At 65.7% G+C, this 23,061-nt stretch carries 19 protein-coding genes; 9 read left to right on the forward strand and 10 right to left on the reverse strand.

Annotated features, from left to right (window positions below):
• Window positions 1-66 precede the first annotated feature (66 nt).
• The 6 genes from alkB to WDO72_11670 all read right to left on the reverse strand — a co-directional run bounded on the left by alkB (window position 67) and on the right by WDO72_11670 (window position 8,765).
• Window positions 67-711: a DNA oxidative demethylase AlkB gene (alkB, locus tag WDO72_11645; protein MEJ0086331.1), complete on the reverse strand. Its 645-nt coding sequence runs from the start codon at window positions 709-711 to the stop codon at window positions 67-69.
• Window positions 708-4,457 (reverse strand): translocation/assembly module TamB domain-containing protein, encoded by a 3,750-nt coding sequence (locus tag WDO72_11650; protein ID MEJ0086332.1) that lies wholly within the window; start codon window positions 4,455-4,457, stop codon window positions 708-710. The genes alkB and WDO72_11650 overlap by 4 nt, the downstream gene beginning before the upstream one ends.
• On the reverse strand, window positions 4,457-6,328 hold the full coding sequence (locus tag WDO72_11655) for a BamA/TamA family outer membrane protein (protein ID MEJ0086333.1): 1,872 nt from the start codon (window positions 6,326-6,328) through the stop codon (window positions 4,457-4,459). Before WDO72_11655 ends, WDO72_11650 begins: the two co-directional genes overlap by 1 nt.
• Window positions 6,329-6,413: 85 nt before the next feature.
• The gene (locus WDO72_11660) at window positions 6,414-7,205 is read right to left on the reverse strand and encodes an NRDE family protein (protein ID MEJ0086334.1); all 792 of its coding nucleotides are present in this window, start codon (window positions 7,203-7,205) and stop codon (window positions 6,414-6,416) included.
• A 6-nt stretch (window positions 7,206-7,211) separates the two neighbouring features.
• Window positions 7,212-8,135: an NAD(+) diphosphatase gene (nudC, locus tag WDO72_11665; protein ID MEJ0086335.1), complete on the reverse strand. Its 924-nt coding sequence runs from the start codon at window positions 8,133-8,135 to the stop codon at window positions 7,212-7,214.
• A 36-nt stretch (window positions 8,136-8,171) separates the two neighbouring features.
• Window positions 8,172-8,765, reverse strand: coding sequence for a hypothetical protein (locus tag WDO72_11670; protein ID MEJ0086336.1), 594 nt, complete (start codon window positions 8,763-8,765; stop codon window positions 8,172-8,174).
• 126 nt (window positions 8,766-8,891) lie between these two features.
• Here WDO72_11670 and WDO72_11675 point away from each other — a divergent pair, with 126 nt between their 5' ends.
• The 5 genes from WDO72_11675 to WDO72_11695 all read left to right on the forward strand — a co-directional run bounded on the left by WDO72_11675 (window position 8,892) and on the right by WDO72_11695 (window position 14,266).
• Window positions 8,892-9,548, forward strand: coding sequence for a hypothetical protein (locus WDO72_11675; GenBank protein MEJ0086337.1), 657 nt, complete (start codon window positions 8,892-8,894; stop codon window positions 9,546-9,548).
• Window positions 9,549-9,641: 93 nt separating this feature from the next.
• Complete coding sequence (locus WDO72_11680) at window positions 9,642-11,627, forward strand: S8 family serine peptidase (GenBank protein MEJ0086338.1); 1,986 nt, start codon at window positions 9,642-9,644, stop codon at window positions 11,625-11,627.
• Window positions 11,628-11,714: 87 nt separating this feature from the next.
• Window positions 11,715-12,398 (forward strand): energy transducer TonB, encoded by a 684-nt coding sequence (locus tag WDO72_11685; protein MEJ0086339.1) that lies wholly within the window; start codon window positions 11,715-11,717, stop codon window positions 12,396-12,398.
• 102 nt (window positions 12,399-12,500) lie between these two features.
• Window positions 12,501-13,433 (forward strand): ABC transporter ATP-binding protein, encoded by a 933-nt coding sequence (locus WDO72_11690; protein MEJ0086340.1) that lies wholly within the window; start codon window positions 12,501-12,503, stop codon window positions 13,431-13,433.
• Window positions 13,430-14,266 (forward strand): ABC transporter permease, encoded by an 837-nt coding sequence (locus WDO72_11695; protein MEJ0086341.1) that lies wholly within the window; start codon window positions 13,430-13,432, stop codon window positions 14,264-14,266. Before WDO72_11690 ends, WDO72_11695 begins: the two co-directional genes overlap by 4 nt.
• Before the next feature lie 109 nt (window positions 14,267-14,375).
• Here the strand turns inward: WDO72_11695 and WDO72_11700 are convergent, their stop codons facing one another.
• The 4 genes from WDO72_11700 to WDO72_11715 all read right to left on the reverse strand — a co-directional run bounded on the left by WDO72_11700 (window position 14,376) and on the right by WDO72_11715 (window position 18,295).
• Window positions 14,376-14,603, reverse strand: coding sequence for a hypothetical protein (locus WDO72_11700; GenBank protein MEJ0086342.1), 228 nt, complete (start codon window positions 14,601-14,603; stop codon window positions 14,376-14,378).
• Window positions 14,581-15,480 (reverse strand): alpha/beta hydrolase, encoded by a 900-nt coding sequence (locus WDO72_11705; GenBank protein MEJ0086343.1) that lies wholly within the window; start codon window positions 15,478-15,480, stop codon window positions 14,581-14,583. Before WDO72_11705 ends, WDO72_11700 begins: the two co-directional genes overlap by 23 nt.
• Window positions 15,481-15,488: 8 nt before the next feature.
• Complete coding sequence (locus WDO72_11710; protein ID MEJ0086344.1) at window positions 15,489-16,094, reverse strand: DUF1318 domain-containing protein; 606 nt, start codon at window positions 16,092-16,094, stop codon at window positions 15,489-15,491.
• Between the two features lie 122 nt (window positions 16,095-16,216).
• The gene (locus tag WDO72_11715; GenBank protein ID MEJ0086345.1) at window positions 16,217-18,295 is read right to left on the reverse strand and encodes a hypothetical protein; all 2,079 of its coding nucleotides are present in this window, start codon (window positions 18,293-18,295) and stop codon (window positions 16,217-16,219) included.
• A gap of 154 nt (window positions 18,296-18,449) precedes the next feature.
• Between WDO72_11715 and WDO72_11720 the strand changes: the two genes are divergently transcribed.
• From WDO72_11720 to WDO72_11735, 4 genes are all read left to right on the forward strand, one after another.
• The gene (locus WDO72_11720) at window positions 18,450-18,983 is read left to right on the forward strand and encodes a phosphatase PAP2 family protein (GenBank protein ID MEJ0086346.1); all 534 of its coding nucleotides are present in this window, start codon (window positions 18,450-18,452) and stop codon (window positions 18,981-18,983) included.
• Between the two features lie 2 nt (window positions 18,984-18,985).
• Window positions 18,986-20,200: a glycosyltransferase gene (locus tag WDO72_11725; protein ID MEJ0086347.1), complete on the forward strand. Its 1,215-nt coding sequence runs from the start codon at window positions 18,986-18,988 to the stop codon at window positions 20,198-20,200.
• A 650-nt stretch (window positions 20,201-20,850) separates the two neighbouring features.
• Window positions 20,851-22,014 carry a response regulator gene (locus tag WDO72_11730; protein MEJ0086348.1) on the forward strand — a complete coding sequence of 388 codons (1,164 nt, stop codon included), beginning with the start codon at window positions 20,851-20,853 and terminating at the stop codon, window positions 22,012-22,014.
• Complete coding sequence (locus WDO72_11735; protein ID MEJ0086349.1) at window positions 22,011-23,015, forward strand: alpha/beta fold hydrolase; 1,005 nt, start codon at window positions 22,011-22,013, stop codon at window positions 23,013-23,015. Before WDO72_11730 ends, WDO72_11735 begins: the two co-directional genes overlap by 4 nt.
• The last annotated feature ends 46 nt before the right edge of the window (window positions 23,016-23,061 follow it).

Raw genomic sequence — 23,061 nt, forward strand, 5'->3', positions numbered from 1 at the left:
CGGCGAGACCCCTATGTGGCCTGTCCCCGCCATGGCCGGTTGCCGCGGACCCGGGGCTAACTACCCTCAGCGGGCATGGCGAAAGGTCAGGTTGTAGCGGAACTCGCCCGTGAGAGCGTGATTGCCCGGTTTGACCGGCCGCACCGCGTGATACACCAGCCGCGCCGGCCCGCCCCAGACGAGCACGTCGCCGTCGTTCAATGCGACGCTCCGGCCCTTGCCGCCGCGCGCCAGCCCATAGAAGGCGAAACTCGCGGGCAATCCCAGCGACACGGAGACGATCGGTTGCGCGTAGTTCTGTTCGTCGGCGTCGCGGTGCGGGGTGAGGCGGCTGCCGGCCGAGTAACGATTGACCAGGCAGGCGTCGGGCACGAAATCGGGGAAGCCGCCGCGCCGGGCCGCCTCGAGCGCGAGCGCGACGAATCCGCCGGGCATCGCGGGCCAGTCCCTGCCGGTGAGCGGATCGCGCGAACTATAGCGGTATCCGCTGCGATCGCTGACCCACCCGACGGGCCCGCAGTTGGTCATCGCGACGGACATCGTCTGTCCGCCCGGGGTGACGAGATGGCGGAACGGCGCGGCTGCCGACACGGCTTCGATCAGCGGCATCAGCTCCGCGGAACGCGCGAAGCCGCGCAGCAGTGTGATCCCGGGCTCGAGGACCAGCGCCTCGCCAGCGCCCGGGTTCGCGAAGAGCTCGAGCGTGTTCACTTCTCGATGGTGAAGACCAGGTCGGCCGAACGCTCCTGGCCGGCCTCGGTCTTGATCGTCCACTTGTCGTCGATGGTGTACCGCATCTTGATGGTGTTGATGGATTCGGTCAGCGACACGCCGTAACTCACGAACAACCGCGGCGACAGGTATTTGCCGAGCACCAGCGAAGTATCGTTCGACGTATCGGATTCGACGCTGATGTCGGGGATGCCAAGTTTGCTGCCGAATTGCGCCGCCAGCAGCGCGGCCGCCTGCCCCGCGACTTCCTGGCCTGCCGCTCCGGTGCCGACGCGATCCGAACGCTGCGCAGATTCGAGCGAGCTGCCGGCGAGGATCAGCGAGACGATCTGCGATTGCGGGATCGACGGCTCGGAGAAGAACGTGAGCCGCGGCTCGCGCAAGGTGCCGCGCACGTTCACGCCGGCCTTCACGTCGGGCAGCACTTTCACCGCGCGGATGTCGACCGCGGGATCGGCCAGCAAACCGCCGTTGAAGATGAGCCGGCCGCGTTCGATATCGAGCTTGCGCGCCAGCGCGGTGTACTGTCCGTCCTTGACCTGCAGTTCGCCGGTGGCGCGGCTCGGCTGATCCGGCAAGGTGCGTTCGGTGATGCTGCCGGTGACGTGGCCCGAAAGACCGTAAGTTTCGATCGTCACTTTATCGCCCAGCGTCACCGTGATCTCGCTGGTGACGAGGAAAGGATCCTTCTCGACTTCCTCGGTAGGGCCGACCAGCCTTTCATCGGCCGACGGCAATACGGCGTTGGTGAGATCGGCCGGCTGAATACGCGCCAGCGGCACCTTGACTTCACCCTTCACGAGAATCTCGCGCCCCGCGATATGGAAATCGAGATCGGGAGACGCGTCGATGCGCGCTTCAGGCACGTCCACGACCCGCAGGTTCTCGCCCGAGAGTCTGAGGTCGCCGTACGGCAGATTCTCACGCCACTCGATCTTGCCCGAGCTTGCGAGACTGCCGGCGCCCGCCTTGGCGGCGGACGTGAACTCGAGATTGTTGCGCACGATGCGCGCCTCCATCTCGAGCTCGCGCAACGAGAGATTGAGTTGATAGAGATCGAGCTCGGCGCGCGATAGTTTGAGCACGCCACTGGCATTGGGCGCGCCGACCGTGCCGTCGAAGCTCAGATTGGCGTCGAAGTGGCCGCTGGCACGGTCGATGTCGGGTACGTAGAGCGTGATGAAGCCGAGCTCGCCGGTCGCCATCTGCAGCTGCCCGTGCATGGGCCAATTCAGCATGTCGTCGCCGTTGCGGTCGGCGCGCATGCGGCCGGAGATGAGGCCGCGCTCCGCGGCATCGAGCCGCAGCTCCGCGTTCATGTGATCGGGCTCCGCCTTGAGCGTGACGAAGCCGGAGCCGAACGTGATGACGTCGGTGCGGCCGCTCGCCAGCTTGTGACGGATCGCCGCGTCTGTCAGGTCGACGCGCGCGTCGCCGAGGAAAGGCGCGCCGCCGGTCGAGCTCACGCTGGCCGTTGCATTCAGCGTGCCCTGGTATTCGACCTTCGGAGTCAGGCCGGCGGTCAGCGTGCTGATGGGCAGATCGCGCGCGTCGGCGCGCGCGCTCCATCCGGCTTGCGTCCATTCGCCGCCGCCGCACAGCCGCGCGATCTTGCCGTGCAGGCACAGCGAATTCAGTTTTCCCGCCGCGGCACTCACCGTCAGCGCCACCGGTTCATCGAGCTGCAGATTGAGATTCTCGGTGTCGTCGATGAACAGGTCGGTGATCGTGCCGCTCCAGGTCCCGTTCGCAAAGCCACCCTTGCCCGACAGGTGCAGCGCGGTCTTGCCGGCAAGTGCGTCCATCTTGAGCTTGTGATCGGAAGTCGATCCATCGAGCGCGGCATTGAACTGGTTGAGCACGCGCCGATCGACTTCGAGCCGCGAGATCGCGATGTCGGCGTGTGAGGCGCGTTGACCGCGCCAGTCGAGATCGATGTTCGCGGATAGTTTGTCGACGCTCACGTCTTCGTGCTGGATGCCGCTGCCCTGCGCCGTCAACTTGATAACCGGCGCTGCGGCGGTGCCGCCGATCTTTCCCCTGGCGTGTAGTTCGCCGCGCGCGCCTTCGGCCAGCAACGCGAGGTTGTCCGCGTCGAGACTGAAATCGAGATCGATGTCGCGTTTTGCGCTCAGCGAGCCGTCGATCGCCATGCTGGTGTTGCCGGCGCGGAAGCGCAGCTTTTCGAAGCTCCAGTCGTCGCCCTGATTGCGCACGCGACCGCTGCCGCTCGCGGCGTTGCCGCGCAGCCGGCCGGTGAGATCGCTGAACGCAATGTCGAGCGCGGCACCGGCGCCGAAGGGTGCGCCGCTCGCCTTGAGATCGAAGTCGAGCGCACCGCTGAAACCCGGCCGCAATTCGGCGGGATTGAAACCCTTCACGCTGCCGGCCAGCGACCAGCTCTCGCCTGGAGTCCAGCGCGCTTCGCCGGCAAGTTGTGCGTGGCCGCCGAAGGCGCCGAGGTCGAGCTGATCGATCTGCAGGTGATCCTTGTGCAGGGCGCCCCGCAGCTCCACGGCCATCGGGTCGAGTTGCGGGATGTGCAGATCGCCGGCTGCCGTGATGGCGTAGGGCCACAACCCCTCGAGGCGGTACTTGCCCTGCGGGCTCGAGAAGATCTGCGGAGATTCCGCGGTGAAACGCGCCGCCAGCGGCCAGCGCAACCCGCGCCAGTCGCCGTGCAGCAGTAGTTTGGGGCCGTTCTCGGCGGTCTCGATCGTACCCTGGCCTTCCGCGTGGCTGCCGGTGGCGCGGTGCGTGACTTCATAGTGCGTGGCGTTGACCACGCGGTCGGCATAGTTCCCTTCGAATACCAGGTCGAACGGCCCCGCGCCGAGACCCGGCACCATCAAGGGGCCGCGCGCATGGAATTCGTTCATCGCGCCGCCCACCTCGAGCGGGCCTTCGATGATGCCGAGCGCGCCGCCCGCCCCGAAGGCGCGCAGGTCGAAATTGTGGACGTCCGCCTTGCCGGTCCAGTGGAAATTGCTTGCGAGCTCCAGTAATTCGCCGCGCAGGTCGGCGCGGAATGGTTCCTGCAACTTCGCGGTGAGCGGTAGTTTGTCGAGCGAGCCGTCGAAGTTCGCGTCGGCGCGCCACTCGGGCTGGCCTTCGATGATCATGCGGGTGGTTGCCTCGCCACGCAGCAGCATCGGATCGGCCGCGCGCAGCTCGCCGATCGCGCGTGCCTGCAGGATGCCGTAGATGATGTTCCCCTCGAACACCCGGATCGTCTTGCTGGCGACGATCCCGGCGCCGCTGGCCTCGTTGAACTCCACGCGGCGGCCGTTCGGCGCGACGATCACCAGGCTCTTCGCGTAGGCCTGCTCGGCGCTGATGCTGAGCAGCCGCGGCAGGAATTTCTGCTCGGTGTCGGGCGGCGGGGTCAGCCGGCGTTTCACCTCGATCAACACGAGCTCGGCGCGCGCCTCGCGCACCGCGATACGTCCGGCCAGCAGCGGCCAGATCCTCACGTGCGCCTGGCCGCGTTCCACGCGCACGTGGGTGCGCTCGTGATCGACGTCGACCCAGTCGGCGCCGAAGCCGCCCGCGATCGTGCCATGCACGTTGTGGATCGTGAGCGTGACCTTGCCCAGCTTCTCCGGCAACCGTGCCACCGCGAAGCGCAGGCCCGCCTCGGTGTACACCACCCAGGCGACGCATGAGAGCAGAACCAGGACTAACAACCCGAGGAGCAGGGCTGCGATCTTGAGCCGGCGCTTCATCACAGCTTGGGCGAGAAGTTCAGGTGCAGGCGCGGCCCCGGCCGTTCGGTGCTGCCGGCCGGGGTGGTCAGCGCCTGCGCGATGTCGATGCCCACTGAAACCACCGGCAGGCGCAGTCGTATGCCGATGCCGACCGAATACATGAGCGGATCGCCGAAGTTGTCGAACGCGTTGCCGGCGTCGGCGAATACCGCGACGGCGAGGTTTCGCGGCAGATCGCGCACCAGCTCCACCGAACCGGCGAACAGGTGTTTGCCGCCGACCTTCGTATATTTCGGCGTGCCGTCCTCGTTGAACAGCAGTGTGCCGTCCCGGTCCCTGGCCTGTTCCACCGGCGACAGATCGTTGATGCCAAAGCCGCGCACGCTGCGGTCCCCGCCCGCGAAGAAGCGTTGGGTCGGCGCGAGCGCGCTGGTTTTCGACAAGGCGGTTGCGCCGAGATCGCCGCGCAGCAGCAGGTGCCACTTCTTCTCGACCCGGTCGATGTCGAACACGCGCTCCGCCTGCAGGCGGATCTGCAGGAAGTCGGAGTCCGATCCCAGCGACGTGTGCGAACCGCGCAGCTCGGCGAAGATCGCGCGGCTGAACAACGCCTCGCCGAGATAATTCTTGGGAACGAGTGCGAAGCTGATGCCGGGAATCAGCAGTTTCTGGTCGTCCCGGTCACCCGACGTGATGTCCTCGGATTGTGTATCGAGCAGCTCGACATAGGTCACGCGCTGCCAGCTCTGATTGCCGAACCAGGAGCCGCGCAGGTGTGTGAAGCTCGGCGTGAAATTGACGGACTGCGTATCGAAGTCGGCGATACGTTCGTGCCCGCCCGTGAGCTGCATGGTGAAACGTTCGGTGGCCGGATCGCCGATCGGCACGAGATACCGCGCATCGATCGATTGCTCGAGCGCCGCCGCCTTGATCTCCGTGCGAAAACGATGGCCATTGTGATTGACGCGCCGGTTCTCCCAGGCGGCGGTGCCGCGCGCTTCGGTGTCGGTGCCATAACCCACGCCGAACGAGTAACGGCTGCGGCGATTGGGTTCCGCATTGATGCTGATGGGGACGATGTGTGTCACGGAGTCGCGATCTTCGGGCAACACTTCGACCGTGGAAAAATACTGGCTGTCGTCGAGCGCGAACTGGGTGCGCAGCAGTTCGCCAGCGTTGAACGGCTCGTTCTCGTGATAACGCAGGAAGCGCCGCACCAGCGCGTCGTCGATCACGTCCTGGCTGATCGTGGTCGCGCCGAAGCGGTACGGTTCGCCCGTTTCGAAGGCGATGTCGATGTCCGCGATACGCGCCTGCGGATCGACACGCATCTCGTTACGCACCATGCGCGCATCGAGGTATCCGAAGTTGAGCGCGGTGCGCAGCAGGTCGCCCTTGATCTTCTCGTAGTCGGCGTGATTGAGGCGGTCGCCCGGGTGGATAGGCAGGTCGTTGGTGATCCTGGTGAAACGTTCGTCGTTCGCGCCCGGGCCGGCCACGCTGACATCGACTTTTTCGACCACCACCGGCACGCCGCGAGTGATGGTCAACGTGACGCGATAGTTCTGCTCGCTGCCGTTACCCTCACGCTTCACTTCCGACTTGACGGTCGGCTCGTAGAAGCCGAAGGGGCGCAGCGCCGCGCGCACTTCGCGTTCGCTGCGTTCCTGCAGGCGTTCGACGAACTCGGGCGACAGGTCGTCGGAGTTCTTGTAACGTTCGAACGATAGATAGGCGAGCACGTTCGAGCGCATGCCCTGTTCGTCGTCGATGCCGTGCAATTCGACTTCGATGCCGGACCAGGCGGGCGCCGCAAACTGCGCCATACCCAACGCGAGCAGCGTGAGTGCGGAAAGGCGCGCGCAATAGTTGTTCTGCAACGTCGGCATGACACCGCTTTGGGGCGGGAATGGCGGAGATTCTAATGAGAGTCGCGCAGTTACGCGCGGGTTCCGCGCCCGGATGAGAAGCCGATCAACCCCGCGACGTGGCGTTCAGGACGTGTTCAGTTTCACCGCTCGACATGCCGCGCGCGTCGAACCGGCGCTCGGCGATTCGCAGCGTATCGTCCGTCGAGATCGTCAGCACCGTCGAACAACGCGTGCCATAAGTCTCGTCCAGCACGAAAGGCGCGGAGAGTTTCCGGGCCCATTCGGGGGACAAATCGCCGGCCGGCAATGCGTCGGGAGGCGCTGTCTCGCGGTCCGCGAGCAGGGCAAACAAGCTGTCGGCCAAGGCGGGGTGGGCCGCCGTGGCATCGGCCTCGAGCAGCGCCGTGAACCGTGCGCGCACGCGAACCAGCTTGGGCCACGGGGTGTCGAGAAATTCGTTGGACAAGCCGTAAACGCCGGGCGGCAGCTCGCGCGCGAACTGGTCGGCGCGGTTGGAGGCGTACCAGAGCGATTCCCGGTCCGCGAGCAGCAGGTTGAACCCCGCATATCCCGGCGCATCGGTTTCGAGCGACTGGAGGTACGCGCCCGGCGCCTCGTCCCGCGCGAGGAAGGCGGGAATGAGCCCGCCGCGCGACGGGGCGCTGCGGCGGCGGCGGCCGAACTCGCGGAAGTTCGTGACGATTCCGCAGCGGCGGCGCGTATCCACGGCGAACCATGCGCCATTCGCCTGCAGGTCGCGCCCACCCACGACGCCCGCGGGCTCCTCCCAGGCGGCGAGCGGCGCGGCCGGCCGCTCGTGGAACTCGTCGCGGTTCGCCGCAACCACGAGCCGATGGCGCGGGTGTGTTCGCCACGCGAGGACTAACAAACACATGGTGGCCTAACCGTCGAGCGTCGGGCCGGCGGCCGCGTTGTACCAGCCGTCTATGAGCCGCGCCGAGATCGAGCCCGCCGGCGGCAAAGCCGGATGACCTGCGGCCAGGTCGGCGCGTGTGAACCAGCGCGCATCCTCGAGTTCGCCGTCGCGCAGCGTGATCTCGTGCGTGCGCGCAACGGCGCGAAATCCCAGCATCAGCGAAGAGGGGAACGGCCAAGGTTGTGAGGACTCGTAACGCACGTCCGTCACGTGGACGCCGGTTTCCTCTTCGACCTCGCGCACCACGGCGTCCTCGAGGCTTTCACCGGGCTCCACGAAACCGGCGATGGTGGAATAACGGCCCGCCGGCCACGAAGCCTGCCGACCTAACAAGGCGCGTTCGCCGCCTGCATCGCTGACCAGCACGATGATGGCCGGATCGAGCCGTGGAAAGGTCTCGCTGGCGCAGCCCTCGCGGCTGCAACGCATCACGTGACCGGCGCGCGCCGGGACGTTCGGCGCGCCGCACACGCCGCAGAAGCGGTGGCGTGCCTTCCACAGCGACAGGGCACGCGCGTACGCCAGCAGCGAGGCCGATTCGGGCAGCAGCACCGGCGTGAGCGGTCGCAACTCGCGCAACTCGGTGTGGGGCGGCAGCTGCGCGTCGGCCACCGCGGCGGGTAGTTCGATCAACACGGTACGCTCACCACGGAACCAACCCAACAAGGTCAGGTCTTCCGCGCGCGCCGCGAGCACCAGCGGATGATCGCCGGGCAGGAAAGCAATCTCGACCGGTTCGCCCGGCGCGACCAGCTGCGTCGAACCCGCGGCGATCAGGTAACGCGTGGCCGGATCGCCGCGCGCCGCGGCGAGCCACGCCGGATCGTCGCGCAGCTCGGCGCGGCGCTCGAGGAACGGGACGGAAAAAAGGGTCGGGCGAATGCTCACCGCGCGAATCTACCATCCGCGCGGTGAGCTTGGCGCCTAGGCGGACGGACCGGTGTCCGGATCGGGTGCGGCCGCCGGGAACCTGACCGTCGCGCAGTCGTTGCATATCGGCGTACGCAGCGCGAGCCGGTCGGTTACCAGCACGCCCGCGCAGTCGCGACAGTGAGAGACACGTAACTCGTCCCCGGTGAGCAGCGCGCCGAGCAGGTACACGGCGTGTTCGAAGGAGATCTGCGGCTCGTTGACCAGCGCGCTGTAGGTTTCGAATGCCTCACACAGCAACGCGCCGCGCGCGACGTTGGGTGCGGGCTGCGCTCCGCGCTCGAGCAGGATGGCCTGGGCGGTGATCAATCCGAACAGGCTGCTCACGCTTGCGAACACCGCCGCCTCGCGCCGCATGCGCAGGCTGCGCGTGAAGAAAGCCGCCTGCCGCGGCGACTTGCCGCGGTGACGCGGAACCCCCGAGCCATCGGCCTCGTGCAGATAGGTGCGATAGAGCTTGCGGATGCGATCGTCGGTCAGGCCGGTCCATATCCGAATGGTGTGCGTCCGTGCCTCGTGATGGATGAAGCGCAGTGCGAGGTCGAGTCGCAGGCGGTCGCGGCTGTAGCGGTCGTCGGAGATTCTCATGTGTGTTTTTCCCTGTTTGAGTGCAATTTTCATCAGTCGCAATTTTGGGAAAAATTTCCCAAATTTCGAAATGACTTTCAAGGGGGTCGGGCGCAAGATATCTCGCGCGAACAGGGAGGAATGACAATGGTTAGTCGGTCAGGTCAACCGGGCCGCGACGATGGGCGGCATTGGTTGCCTTCACAGGGAGTCGATCCGGCGCCATTGGCGGAACTGAACGCCGAATGCCTCGGGCTGTTGGTGATGCGCGCCGCCGACCTGGGCGTAGCGGAGGTGGCGCCACCATTGCTGGTGGCGCTGCGCGGCTCATGGGCTGCGTTGTCGGCACAGGCCGTGCGGCGCCTGTCTGCCGCGCCATTCAGCCTTTTCGATGCCGGCTTCGCATCGGCGCCGCGCTGGCTCGAGCTACGCACCCGCGGGGTGCACGACCAGGCGCAACGCGTCGAGCCGGCCTATTTCGAGCTCGCTGCGGCGCGTTCCATCACGCGGCGCATGCTGGTCTACGGCTGGCACCTCGCGCGCAGCCGGCCGCGCGCGGCCTGCCTGGTGTTCGGCTCCACCATTTCCGCCATCGAGTCGCTGGCAGCCTGTTCACTCACGGCCCTCGAAGCGGCCGCCGAACGCAACGCCGATGCATTGCGGCCGCGCTGGCCCAACCAGATTGCGTTCTGGAACGCGTTGCTGTCCGCATCGTCGATCGGTGCCGACACACGGTTGCACGAGCTGCTGCTCGGAGGGATCCAGCGCCTTGCGGCCGAATCCCTCGCGGCGCATGCTCCTTGAAAATTCATGCGGGATTCATGGACGAAAATCTCGCGAATCAGCGGTCTCGGACGATGCGGGCGGAGCCTGCCACTCAAATATCGGGGGAGCAAAATGATCAGCAAGAAGTCAGCCATCGCGGCGTTGGCCGCAGTGGCCGTGTTGTTTTCAATGGGCGCCGTCGGCGCCACCCGTGAACAGGTCATTGCCGCGAAGAACGCCGCAAAGTCGGGCGACGGAGCGCGCCTCGGCGCGAGCCTGGCGATCCTGCAAAGGGCGGCTGCGCGCCGCGTTCCGGTCTCGGACGTCACCCGCAACCTCACTCGCAAACTACCCGCGCTGCGTGCGAGCCAGGGCTACGTATCCGTCAGTGCTTACGGCGACGACCTCGCCGCGCTCGAGGTGCAACTCGTGGCCAAGGGCCTGAAGGACGCGACGCGGCATGAAACGGCCGTGTCGGGCAGGGCCCCCATCGCGGCGCTGGGCGACATGGCTGCAACCGCCGGCCTCAAATCGCTGCGGCCCACCCTGGCGATGGCCCGCACCTACACCGGTGTCGTTTCGCAGGGCGACCGTTCGCTGCGCGCCGACCGCGCGCGGCGCGATTCCGGTGTCACCGGGAAGGGTGTGCGGGTCGGTGTGTTGTCCGACAGCTACGACTGCGCACCGGGCGCTTTCGACGAAGGCGCGCCGTTTACGCGCGCCGCGCAGGACATCGCCCGCGGCGATCTGCCGCGCGACGTGCTGCTGCTCAAGGATCTCGAAACCGCACCGAGCAGCGACTGTTCCGACGAAGGCCGCGCGATGATGCAGATCATCCACGACGTGGCGCCGGGCGCGCCGCTCGCATTTTACACGGCGTTCGTCAGCCAGGAAGATTTCGCCGCGGGCATTCGCGCGCTGGCGAAGGCGGGCTCGAAGGTGATCGTCGACGACATCATTTACTACGCCGAGCCCATGTTCGAGGACGGCATCATCGCGCAGGCGGTGGACGACGTTTACAAGAAAGGCGTCGCGTATTTCTCCGCCGCCGGCAACGACGCGCGCCTCTCGTACGAGTCACCCTTCCGCCTGTCCGCGGAAGAGGGCTTGTCGGGCCGGCGTCACGATTTCGCCACCGGACGCCGCAAGGTTGACGGCCTGCAGAGCGCCACCGCTTCCGCTTTCAGCGCCACGTTGCTCTCGTTGCAGTGGGACCAGCCATCGCTTTCCGCCAACGGCAAACGCGGCGCGCAGAGCGACATCGATGTGTGGTTCTACGATGCCAACGGCGAGCCGTTCGAGATCTGCACGGACGACCCGGAGCAGCTCGTCTGCCAGATCCCGGGCTTCGATGCCAACGTCGGCGTGGACGCGGTCGAGACACCGATCATGGTGAACTTCTCGGAACTGGACATCACCGTGCAGATCGGCGTGGAGCTGTACGAGGGTCCGGTGCCTAACTACATCAAGTACGTGTGGTTCGATCTCGACGCCGGCGTGTTCACGGTCGACGAATACGACACCGCCAGCGGCACCGTATATGGCCACGCCAACGCCGCGGGTGCCGAAGCGGTCGGTGCGGCCGCCTGGTACCAGACACAGGAGTGGGGCAGCCCGTTACGCCCGCAGTGTTTGCCGGCCTGCCTCAACTCATTCTCATCAGCTGGCGGCACGCCGGTGTTCTTCGGCAAGAACGGCCGCCGCCTGGGCGTGCCCGAGGTGCGCATAAAACCCGGAGTCACCGGGCCGGATGGCGGTAACACTTCTTTTTTCTATTTCGACATGGATTTCGAAGTGCCTGGTTCGACGGAGCCCGATGGTTATCCGAACTTCTTCGGAACTTCGGCCGCCGCGCCACACGTCGCGGCAGTCGCCGCGCTCATTCTGGATCAGCGGGCGCGCGACATCGCCGATCGCAAGCGCTTCATTGGGCCCCGAAATCTCGATCCGGACGCCATCTACTGGGCCATTCGCCTGACGGCGGATGATTTGAAGTTGCGTAATTTCGGGGGCGACATCGGGCCGCAACGGGTCGATAATGCCGGCGGATTCGATTTCGATACCGGATTCGGATTCGTGGACGCGCAGCGGGCGCTGCGCGCCACCCGCGGCTTCTAACAACATATCAGGGCCGGCATCCGCCAAAAGGCGGGTGCCGGCCGTTGTTGGCGAACCAACTACCGACGTAACGGAGTCAGCTCACACATGTTTTCGACTGTCCGTGCAGTGGTATCTCTCGTCTCGCTTCTGGTTCCCCTCGCGGCCCTGGGCCAGACCGGTCCCGCCGATCCGCAGGTCATTGCCGCGGCTTCCACCGCGAAGGTCAATGTAGGCAGCCGGAAACTCGCCGGCCAGATGCTGGCCAATGTGCGCGTCGGTGAAGACGGCCGGGTGCGTGCGGTGGAAGTCACGGAGAACACCGCCGATGCCGGGCTCGAACCGCAGCTCACGAAGGTTCTGCAGAGCGCGCGTTTCAGGCCCGCGATCGACGCCGCCGGCAAACCTGTCGAAGCCAGTATCGCCATGAAAGTCGAGTTGCGGTCCTCCACCGGCGACGAGCCCAAACCGGTGGCCGCGAAGCCGGATCCCCAGCTCACCGACAAGGAGAAGGCGCGCATCGGGAAAATGCGCTGCGCCGATTTCGTCTGGGAGTGGGATCTGATCCGCGAGGAAGCCGCCTCCGCGGCCGCCTCCGAATTCATGCCGCGCATCGCCACGACGATGTACGCCGCCGCACGTACCGAAGCGGGCGACTACGTCGATGTGAAAGTCTGGAAGGTGGCGCTCAAGGCGCTGAAGGAATCCGCGGAGCGCTGCGGCGAGAATCCGCAGGCGCCGTTCTGGGAGGGCGTCTTCAAGCCCGTCATGGACGAAGCCGTTCCGAAGTGAAGGTCTTTCGCCCGGGGCTAGTCCCGTATGGGAATCTCTCCGATGGACCTCTCTCCTTTGGACGATAGAATTCGTGCCGTGAACGCTCAAGCTCCCGGCACCATGTATGCATTGTCGATTCGCGGCCTGACCAAGACCTACAAGAACGGCGTCCACGCGCTCAAGGGCATAGACCTCGATGTCGAGCAGGGCGATTTCTTCGCGCTGTTGGGGCCCAACGGCGCGGGCAAGACCACGCTGATCGGCATCCTCACCTCGCTCGTCAACAAGTCCGCGGGCAGTGTCAGCGTGTTCGGTCACGATCTCGATCGCGAGCTCGAGGCGGCGAAGGCCTGCATCGGCATCGTTCCGCAGGAACTGAATTTCAACCAGTTCGAAACCCCGCTGACCATCCTGACGAACCAGGCCGGCTTCTATGGCATCGAACGCCGGCTGGCGCGCGAGCGGGCGGAAAAATATCTGGCGCTTCTGCAGCTCGACGACAAGCGCAACAAGATGGCGCGCGGCTTGTCGGGTGGCATGAAGCGCCGCCTGATGATCGCGCGGGCGCTGGTGCACGAGCCGCGCCTGTTGATCCTCGACGAACCCACCGCCGGCGTGGACATCGAAATCCGGCGCTCGATGTGGGACTTTCTGCGCGAGATCAATGCCCGCGGCACTACGATCATCCTGACTACCCACTATCTGGAAGAAGCCGAAACCCTTTGCCGGAACATCGCCATCATCAATGGCGGATTGATCGCGGAGCGCGATCGCATGTCGAGCCTGCTGCGCAAATTGCAGGCGGAGACGTTCGTGCTCAACCTGCGTGAAGCCGTGAGCAGCGTGCCGCTGCTCGCCGGTTATGAATTCGATCTCATCGACGAGCACACGCTCGAGGTGGAGGTTTCCAAGGAACAGAGCCTCAACGAAGTGTTCGCGAGCCTGACTGCGCAGGGCATCGGCGTGCTTTCGATGCGCAACAAGGTCAACCGGCTCGAGGAGCTGTTCATGAAACTGGTCGAGCGCAAGCCCGGCGGCGTGGCAGCCCCATGAGTACCGACGCTGCCGAAGCGGTGCCGCCGGCGGATTCACCCAAGGCCGATTCTCCCAGGGCCCTGGGCGCCGCGCAGTGGACCGGCCTCAAGACCATCGTCATCCGTGAGTACGGCCGCATCATCCGCATCTGGGCCCAGACCATCGTGCCGTCCGCGGTCACCTCGGCGCTGTACTTCGTGATCTTCGGTAGTTTGATCGGCAAACGCGTCGGGCTCATGGATGGCGTGCCGTACATGCAGTACATCGCGCCCGGGCTCATCATGATGGCCGTCATCACCAATTCGTACGGCAACGTCGTGTCGTCGTTCTTCGGCGCGAAGTTCGGCAAACACGTCGAAGAGATGTTGGTGGCGCCGCTGCCCAACTGGATCATCGTGCTGGGGTATGTCGGCGGCGGGCTGGTCAGAGGCCTGCTGGTGGGCGCCGCCGTCACGATCGTGTCGCTGATCTTCACCAACCTGCACGTGCATCATGCGCTGGTGATCGTGGGCGCCGTCGTGCTGACGTCCGTCGTCTTCTCGCTGGGCGGCTTCCTCAACGCGATGTTCGCCAAGAATTTCGACCAGGTGAACTGGATCCCCACGTTCGTGCTGACTCCGCTCACGTATTTCGGCGGCGTGTTTTATTCCATCACGCTGTTGCCGGAGTGGGCGCAGCACGTGTCGTACGCGAACCCCATCCTGCACATGGTGAACGCATTCCGCTACGGCTTCCTCGGTACCAGCGACGTGAATGTCTACGCCGCGTTCGCGATCATGCTGGCGTCGGCCGTCGTGTTGTTTGCCACCGCGGTGTTCTTCATGAACCGCGGCACCGGCATGCGCGAGTAGCGAAAAAGGGAGACAGCAAAAAGGGGACAGATCTATTTATTGCCCAGGACTGCGCCGCGTCGCTGGCAGTGGTCAATAAATAGATCTGTCCCCTTTTTGCTGTCTCCCGCTACTGGCTCTGTTCTTCGGCCGCAGCACGTTGATCCGCGGCAGCTTTCTGCGCTGCCTCGATGTCGCGCTGCACCTTGGCTTCCATTTCCTTGCCCTGCTTCGCCTGCTCGGCGGCCGACTCGGCCTGGCTCACCGCCACGGCGCTGGTCTCCGCGAGTCCGCAACCGCCCAGCAACGCCGACGAGGCGAGGAATACGAATCCGCTAACAAACGCTGATGTCTTCATGGGGAATCTCCGGATCAGGTTTCCTACATACCCCGTTCTGCGCGAGGAATCTGCGGACCAGTTCCCAGTGCCGCGGGCAATCGTTGTGACCGCAGGCGTCCAGGTGAAGGGTCGCGTGTCCCGAGGCCTCCGCCAGCTTCTCCGCATCCTCGCTCGGAAATACCCGATCGCGTGTGCCGTGCAGGAGCAGTACGGGCCCCGGATATTGCCGCACCACCGCGCCGGTATCGAAGTGATTGATGAGCAACCAGCGCGGCACGCCGTACGCCATCACCACATCGTCGAAGTTGTAGAACGTGGATTCGAACACCAAAGCCGCGAGCGGGCGCCGCGCGGCGAGTTGCGCGATCGCGCCGCCGCCCAGCGAACGGCCATATCCCACGATGCGCCGCGCATCGACGCGGGCATCATGCGCGGCCCAGTCGTAGGCCGCGACCAGCGCCGCGATCAGACTTTCCTCGGAGGGCGATCCGGCAGATCTGCCGTATCCTGGATATTCGACCTGCAGGACTCCGATGCCGGCCGCGCGCAGCGTCGCGAAATCGCCGGCGCGCATGTCGATGAGTTCCGCATTGCCGTGTGCATAGATGATGAGCGGCGTCGCGGCCGGACCTGCGGTGGGTGGCAGATACCAGGCCTCGACCCGCGCACCGTCCGCATCCAGCCACAGCAACTCGCCGCCGTTCTCGGCCCGGGCCTGCGGATTCCACGCGCTGCCGGGCGGGCGGGGAAAGGTGACGTAGCGCTGGATGGCCCAGGTCGCGATCAACGGCCCGATGACGAACAGCGCCAGCACGACCGCGGCGACGATGACGCTGCGTCGCCGGAAAAAAACAGGGCCCGAGCCGCGTCGCGGTTCGGGCCCGGTCTCCATCATCTAACTAGTTACTTCTGCTTCCAGGCGCCGCTGTCGTCCTGGTAATACCAGCCCGGCTGCGCGCCGGTCGCCACCCAGCGCTTGGCGAAGCTCTTGCGGATGTCGGCTTCCCACTCGGGGTGGTTGTTGGCCTTGGCGATCTCCGCGTACAGCTGCGCGCGGTCGGCGTTGTCTTCGGAAACCAGCCGCTTGGCCGTGGCACGGTCCGCGAGGCCGACCGCGTTCAGGTCGCGCACGTCGACGTTGCCGTCCTTCGTGAGGCCGATGGCGCCGCTCTCGAAGAACTTGCGCAGTTCGCCGAAACGCTGCCCCATGGACGCAGTGATCCGCGTGATGGCCGGCGAGCTCACGTTGAGCGCTTCGGCACCCTGCGCCTGCGCGGCAGGCACCAGCGTGTCGAGCGCGGAGCCGAGCGCCGCCACGAGGAAGTTAGGCTCGGCGTGCGCGGGCACGTAGAAACCGGTGGGCGGCGTGGTGCTGGCGCCGGTGATGTCCTTGATCACCTGGTCCGCGGCCTTGTCGGCGGCGGCGGCCGGGAAGTAGACGTTGATGGTGACACACGCGGCGATCAGCATCGTCGCCAGCGCAATTTTCAAGGGCAATACACGTCGCATTGAGATCTCCTTATTTTCCCTGGCGGACATGATCGGGGCGGATCGATGAATGCGCCCTGAACGCGTCATACGTCAAATGTGCGCGCGATTATTGGCCCGAACGCGCGCCGAGTCCATCCGGGTCATTGCACGCTCGCATCGCCGAATTCCGTCGTGCTGATCGACGACATGAGCTGGTTCCAGTTGACCCGCCCGGCGTTGCCGACGATGTCGATGCGCGGAATCCCCGCGCCCTTGACGATGTAGTACCCCGCTCCCGCCGGCTCGATGCCGGACATCTCGCACACATCGCCGCGCAGTTTGCAGGTGATGCCGAGTTTGTCGTAGGTGTATTCATCGAAGAACTTGAGCACGCCCGATTGCAGCGCCTGCACCACGCCGCCACCGCCGCCGCCCACGTTCGACAAACTGCTCACGGCCTTCGCGCTGATGCGATGCCGCGATTTGTCGCCCTTGGGAGTCGCGAGCCGCGCGTCGAATTTCTGCGGCGTCCAGGCAAACAACTCGAGCCCCAGTACGTCGGCCTCGAGTTTGCCGGTGATGCTGCCCACCTCGAAGGTCTGCGTCACGAGGCCCAGGTCCAGATCGCGCGCGCGCACGTCGGCGAAAAATTGCGGAAAGTTGCCGAGCGGATCCTGCAGCCGGATGTTGCTGCCGACGATGCTGCCGCCGAACACCTGCGATTCGACGTTGCCGTCGAACGTCAGCATGTTGTTCTTCAGCGTTACGCCAGGAATGGCGGCAGCCAGGGTGCCGGAAAATTCCGGCCAGCCGAACGCCTTGGCAAGCTTCTGCATGCTGATCGGCTCGACCGCACCCTTGAACGCGACCTCCATGTTGTCTGCGCCGAGATTGCCCATGACGAAATGGTCGATCGCGAGCGCCCCGTCGAAAATGGGTAGTTTGGTGGGACGGGTCAGCGCGAAGTTCATGCCGTAGGCGATGAACTCGAGTTCGGCGCCGGCGCCCGACAGGCCATAGGCGCCACCCGACGCCCACGAGAGTTTCGAGGCGCGCGCCTCGACACCGCCGGCCGGCGCCCAGTACACGTCTCCGTTGACCTTCGACAGATCGAGCCGGCCCTTTTTGTCGTGTAACTCCAGGTCTCGCGGCAACACGTGCAACGACGTGACCGCGTTGTCGGCGACGCTGACTTCGCCGCTCAAGCCGCCCTCGCTCGCGAGATCGCCGAGCAGGCTCGACGCCAGGGTGATCTGCATGAAGCTGGTGTACGCGGCCGGAAACTGCAGTTTCGCGAGCTTGAAATCCCCGCTGAACGAAGGCGTTTCACCAGCGAGATTCACCCGGCCGGCGCCGCTCACGTCGATGAGCTCCGTCTGCGTGTAGTGCAACGCGTCGATGGCGAGCACGTCGCCGGCGAGCGTGCCGCGCAGCTCGAGCACCAGCGGGTTCTTCGAAAGATCGAGCAGCACCGGCCCTAACAAAGTCTGCCCCTGCGTGCCCGTGAGGTACACGTCGAGACCGGTCGATGCGTCGTGCAACGTCGCGCGCAGGCGGGCGGTGGCGTTGACCTTCTCGCCGACGATGGTGCTGGCCTCGTTGGTGAGGTCCACGCCTTCGAGTTTCGCGTCGATATCCGCCACCACGCCCGAGCCCGAATCCGCGGCCGCCATTTCGAGACTGACCTTCCCGTCGATCGTGAGGTCGGCCGGAATCTCGATCCACGGCTTCGCGAACTTGCGCAGCGCCGGCAGGGTCGTCGTGCCCGTTCGCCCCTTCACCTGCCAGCCCTTGTCGTCCATCTGCCCTTCGAAGGCCGCGGCAGTTCCGGCCACCTTGAAATCGCGGCCGCTGAAGGTGGTGACGCCGGTGTCGGCGCGCAGCTCGGCCGAGATATTCATGTCGAGCACGCCGGTCGGGCCACCCCGGCCGGTGAACCGGCCCGCGGCGCAGCCGAATCTCGGATCCGCGATCACGGGCCGCGCACAGGTCAGCGAAAGATTGGTGAGCCTGCCCACCGGATCGGGCAGCGTCGCCGCCTGGGCTTTCACAGTCAGGCTGGTTTGTTGGTCGGCGAGCAGGTCGAGGCGCACGCTCGCGCCGGCCACCGGAATACCCGCCACGGTGAGTTCACGAACTTCGAGCACGATGGCGTCTACCGCCCGCGCCACCGGCGCGAGACTCATCAATGACAAGGCGCCGGTCAGAGCCAGGTACCGGTAGTGGGCGTGCCGCGACATGGGGCGCGATTGTAGCGCCGGCCCCGCCCGTGCCCCTGCCGGAAGGCCGAATGCCCCGAAGGGCTTCCCATTTAACGATTTCAGGTACTTGGCAACAATTCCTTAACACTCCCGTCATTGCGCTGCCTTGTGCCCGGCCGAGACTGCCTGTCCCATGGCTACCCCTATCTCGCTGCTCGAACGATTCGACGCCGCCGAATACCGGTTCTGCCGCCGTCTCAACCGCGGAGTGCAACACCGCTCGGTGCGAGTGTTCTTCATGGCCGCCAGCCGGCTCGGCGACGGCGTCATCTGGTACATCCTGATGGCGGTGCTGCCCCTCATGTACGGCGAGCGCGGCTTCAAGGTCGCCTTGATCATGCTGGCGACCAGCGCGGTCGGTCTTGCGGTGTACAAACTCCTCAAACGCACCTTCGTGCGCGAACGGCCGTTCATCCGTCACGCGGGCATTTCGCTCGCCGGCGCGCCGCTCGATCGTTACAGCTTCCCGTCTGGCCACACGTTGCACGCCGCCGCTTTTACCTGGCAGGCCTGCGCCGCGTTTCCGGAACTCGCGCCGGCATTGATACCGCTGGCACTGGCGATCGCCGCGTCGCGTGTCGTGCTGGGACTGCACTATCCCACCGACGTGCTGGTCGGCGCCTTGTTAGGCGTGGCGAGCGGCGCGATCGGCGCGTCGTTCACCTGACGATGCGGGTCACGTTCGTCTCGGACGTCTATTTTCCGCGAGTCAACGGCGTCTCCACTTCGATCCGCACGTTTCGCGGCGATCTCGCGCAGGCGGGTGTCGAAACCAGACTGGTCATCCCTGAATATCCGGGTGCGCCCGCGGATACCGAGCCCGGCATCATTCGCGTCCCTTCGGGCGGCGTGCCGCGCGATCCCGAAGACCGGCGTTTTCTCGGCGGCCCGCTCAAACGCGCGCTGAATGCAGATCTCGCGGCGCAGACGGATCTGGTGCACATCCATACACCGTTCATCGCCCACTACGCCGGTGTGCGGTTCGCGCGCCAGTACGGCTTGCCGGTGGTCGCGACGTATCACACCTTCTTCGAAGACTACCTGCACCACTACGTGCCCGTGCTGCCGCGTCGCATCGGCCGCTTCCTCGCGCGCCGCTTCACGTTGTCCCAGTGCGATGACGTCGCCGCATTGATCTCGCCGAGCGCCCCGATGCGCGATGCATTGCTCGCCTACGGCGTGAACACCCCGATCGAAGTGTTGCCGACCGGCTTGCCGGCGGAAACGCTGCTACGCGGCGACGGCGCGAAGTTTCGCCAGCAGTTCGATCTGCCGGCCGCTCAGCCGCTGCTGCTGTACGTCGGCCGCGTGGCATTCGAGAAGAACATCGATTTCCTGCTGCGCATGTTCGTGAAACTGCGCGCGCAACGCCCCGACGCATTGTTCGTCATCGCGGGAGAAGGCCCGGCGCGTGAACACCTGGTGAAACTCGCGCGCGAGCTCGGGGTCGCCGAGTCGACGCGTTTCATCGGTTATCTCGATCGCCGCACCGACCTGCCGAATTGTTATGCGGCGGGCGATGCGTTCGTGTTTGCTTCGCGCACCGAGACACAAGGATTGGTGCTGCTCGAGGCGATGGCGCAGGGCACGCCGGTCGTCTCGACCGCGGAACTCGGCACGCGCTCGATACTCACGCCCGGGTGCGGCGCCTTCGTCGTTCCCGAAGAGGAACAGGTGTTCGCGCAGCAAGTAGTGAACGCGCTGGCGCTGAAGCAGGATGATCCGCGCCGCGCGCAATTGCGCGCTCACGCCGAATCCTGGGCCTCGCACGCGATGGCGCGGCGGTTGATCTCGTTCTACGAACGGGTCATCGCGGAGGCGCAGGAATCGGTTCGAGTGAACGGACGGGGCCCGTTCCGGACCCCGTCGCGCGTGGAGCCGTAGCTCCGAAGAATGCTGCGGGATGAAGCACATCTCGCAGCGGTTGGGGTGGCTCGCACCAAGACCCCGATCGACTTTGCCCAAAAATTTCAGGGCCGTCGATCCACTGTCACCTGCTCGACGCACTTACCTTCGCCATCGCAGGAAACTTCGACAGCGCGAGTATGCGACTCGCGATTTGCAGGATTGCGCGCGGTGGCGCCGGAAAATTCGTCATTCGTGCGCTGGATCACACAGGTCGTGGAGTGCTCGAGGACATCTGATATCCGGTAGTTCGCCGCGCGGTTGGCGGTGTCGGATTCCTTGTCACGCGCCCCTGACATTTCGCACTTCAACTCGCGCCATTCCCCTGCGTGCCCGTGCGCCCGTTTTCGGTGCGCTGATGCTGGCAGGTTCGAAAGCGCGGTCGCGTTTCGCGTCGGGTGCGTACCATGCGCGAACCGTGTCCGCGGCGCGCGACCGCGATATCTGCGACAAACGCCGATGCGACAGTGCCGAAAAAGTTTACGGTTTTCCTGCGAGTCACGAATCCCAACTGAAAAAAAGTGGGGTGTCGCCGGGTGGAACGCGCGCATCCCGCGCGCGATGACGCTAAACTTTCCATAAATCCGCTGATGTGTTCCGCCGATCCGTTGAATTGGGGAGGAGTACTGATGTCTGCCAAGCGAGCCTTGGTCGTGGACGATTCGAAGTCCGCGCGCGCGTTCCTGTCGCGAATTCTCGAGCGTCACGAGATCGCCGTCGACGCCGCGGAGTCCGCGGAGGCCGCCATCGACTACCTCACGCGCAACAAACCCGACGTGATCTTCATGGATCACATGATGCCGGGCATGGACGGCTTCCAGGCCGTGCAATCGATCAAGAACAATCCGCGCACCTCGACCATTCCCATCCTCATGTACACCTCGCAGGAAGGGGACCTGTATCTCGGCCAGGCGCGCGCGCTCGGTGCCGAAGGCGTGTTGCCCAAGCAGATCAAGCAGGCCGACGTCACCAAGATGCTCTATCAGCTGCGCCTGGTCGCCGACCGCCGCGGCGGCGAGCAAACTACATTCCGCGCGTTGTCCCGCGCCGGGGATCTGACGCCCGCCAACGAATCGACGATCCTCGTGCACGACAAACCGCCGGCCGAGCCTACGCCGGCGCCCAGCGACACCGCCGCCGCCGGCCCCGACGACTCCTCGCAGTTCTCGCAGCTGTTGCCGCGGATGACGCTCGAGATCCGTGCGGCGCTCGACAACTCGCTGCAGAAGGAAATTGCCGCGCTGCGCAGCTATATCGGCGCGACGTTCGACTCCCATTCGGAGCGGTTGCAGGGCGACCTGTCCGCGTTGCTGCCCGCCACGCGCTCGCCCGATCTCGACATGCCGACGCTCGTGCCCGAGCGGCGCACCGCCGCGGTTTTCGGCTGGTCGTTCGCGGTGCTCGCGCTCGCGGGTGCCGCGGTGATGTCGTACCTGTGGTGGAACCAGGGTGCCGAGATCGCCGCGCTGCATACCGATCTCGATGCCGCGTATGCGGAAGTCGAAACGCTGCGCGCCCGCCCGGTAGTAGTTAGTCCGCCGCCGGCCGCGGAGCCGGTCGACGAGAATGCCGTCGTGCCCGCCGCCGATGCGCCCGATGCCGCCAGCGCGAGCTCTGCTGCCGTCGAGCTGGTCCCCGCGAACGGCAGCGTGGTGGCGGCCCCGCCCGCGGCGGTTGCCGTCCATACGCCGGCACCGGCCGTGGTCGCGCCCGCGGCAGAGACACAGCCGGCGCCCGCGGCTTCGAGCGCGCCCGCGGCCACCGCCGAACCGCAGCCCATCCAGGCGAAGTGACGGACGCGCCCGGCGACACGTTTTCCCCACCGCGCTGGCTGCGCGGCCGGCATTTCCAGACCATCCTGCCGAACTGGCCGGCGCGCCGCGCACGCGTCGAGCGGCGCGCGATCCCGGTGCGCGCCGCGAGCGAAGAGCTGCTGCTCGACTGCGGCGATGGCGTCACGCTCCAGGCCTTTCATTCGAGCCCCGCCAGACGCGGCCGCGAGCCCGGGAAAAAAGTGGCGGTGCTGTTGCACGGCTGGGAGGGCAGCGCCGAATCGCAGTACCAGCTGTCGCTGGCGCAGACGCTGTTCGAGCAGGGACTCGAAGTCGTGCGCCTCAACCTGCGCGATCACGGCGCCACGCATCACCTCAATCGCGAACTGTTTCATTCCTGCCGCCTGCCTGAAGTCGTCGGGGCGGTGCAGGCGCTGGCGCGGCGTTTCCCCATGCCGATGGTGCTGGCGGGTTTCTCGCTCGGCGGCAATTTCATGCTGCGGGTGGCCGCGCATCGCGAGGGGCGGCAACTGCCGATCGAGCGCGTCATCGCCATCTCGCCCGTGCTCGATCCGGCCATCACCATCGACACGCTCGAGCAGGGCCTCTCCATCTACGAGCGTTACTTCATCCTCAAGTGGGGCCGCTCGCTCGGTCGCAAACAACTGGCCTGGCCCGACCTCTATGATTTCGAAGAGATGTTGCGACTCAAGAGCCTGCGCGAGATGACGCGGCAGATGGTTCTGCGTCACACCGAGTATCCGTCCCTCGAGGAGTATCTCGCGGGCTACGCCATCACGGGCGATCGTCTGACAACTCTCACGGCTCCAGCCACTGTGTTCACGTCGCTCGACGACCCGATCATCGCGGCGAATGATCTGAACCGGCTGGCGCGCGCGCCCCGTCTGGAAATCGTCACGACCGCCCACGGTGGCCACTGCGGCTTCATCGAAGGCCTGCGCGACGGCAACTGGATCGACCGGCAGATGGTCGAATTGCTGTCGCGGAACCGGGACAGCTAGGCGGCCCCACGCGAGTGTGGTGAGCTGCTAACAACCCGGGACGAGG

Source organism: Pseudomonadota bacterium, from assembly GCA_037200975.1.
GTDB lineage: Bacteria > Pseudomonadota > Gammaproteobacteria > Steroidobacterales > Steroidobacteraceae > CADEED01.

Bases quoted from the DNA above. Each gene is read 5' to 3' on its own strand.
- WDO72_11650 (MEJ0086332.1), bottom strand. From the start codon at position 4,457: ATGAAGCGCCGGCTCAAGATCGCAGCCCTGCTCCTCGGGTTGTTAGTC.
- WDO72_11655 (MEJ0086333.1), bottom strand. From the start codon at position 6,328: ATGCCGACGTTGCAGAACAACTATTGCGCGCGCCTTTCCGCACTCACG.
- WDO72_11660 (MEJ0086334.1), bottom strand. From the start codon at position 7,205: ATGTGTTTGTTAGTCCTCGCGTGGCGAACACACCCGCGCCATCGGCTC.
- WDO72_11670 (MEJ0086336.1), bottom strand. From the start codon at position 8,765: ATGAGAATCTCCGACGACCGCTACAGCCGCGACCGCCTGCGACTCGAC.
- WDO72_11675 (MEJ0086337.1), top strand. From the start codon at position 8,892: ATGGTTAGTCGGTCAGGTCAACCGGGCCGCGACGATGGGCGGCATTGG.
- WDO72_11680 (MEJ0086338.1), top strand. From the start codon at position 9,642: ATGATCAGCAAGAAGTCAGCCATCGCGGCGTTGGCCGCAGTGGCCGTG.
- WDO72_11685 (MEJ0086339.1), top strand. From the start codon at position 11,715: ATGTTTTCGACTGTCCGTGCAGTGGTATCTCTCGTCTCGCTTCTGGTT.
- WDO72_11690 (MEJ0086340.1), top strand. From the start codon at position 12,501: ATGTATGCATTGTCGATTCGCGGCCTGACCAAGACCTACAAGAACGGC.
- WDO72_11695 (MEJ0086341.1), top strand. From the start codon at position 13,430: ATGAGTACCGACGCTGCCGAAGCGGTGCCGCCGGCGGATTCACCCAAG.
- WDO72_11700 (MEJ0086342.1), bottom strand. From the start codon at position 14,603: ATGAAGACATCAGCGTTTGTTAGCGGATTCGTATTCCTCGCCTCGTCG.
- WDO72_11705 (MEJ0086343.1), bottom strand. From the start codon at position 15,480: ATGATGGAGACCGGGCCCGAACCGCGACGCGGCTCGGGCCCTGTTTTT.
- WDO72_11710 (MEJ0086344.1), bottom strand. From the start codon at position 16,094: ATGCGACGTGTATTGCCCTTGAAAATTGCGCTGGCGACGATGCTGATC.
- WDO72_11715 (MEJ0086345.1), bottom strand. From the start codon at position 18,295: ATGTCGCGGCACGCCCACTACCGGTACCTGGCTCTGACCGGCGCCTTG.
- WDO72_11720 (MEJ0086346.1), top strand. From the start codon at position 18,450: ATGGCTACCCCTATCTCGCTGCTCGAACGATTCGACGCCGCCGAATAC.
- WDO72_11725 (MEJ0086347.1), top strand. From the start codon at position 18,986: ATGCGGGTCACGTTCGTCTCGGACGTCTATTTTCCGCGAGTCAACGGC.
- WDO72_11730 (MEJ0086348.1), top strand. From the start codon at position 20,851: ATGTCTGCCAAGCGAGCCTTGGTCGTGGACGATTCGAAGTCCGCGCGC.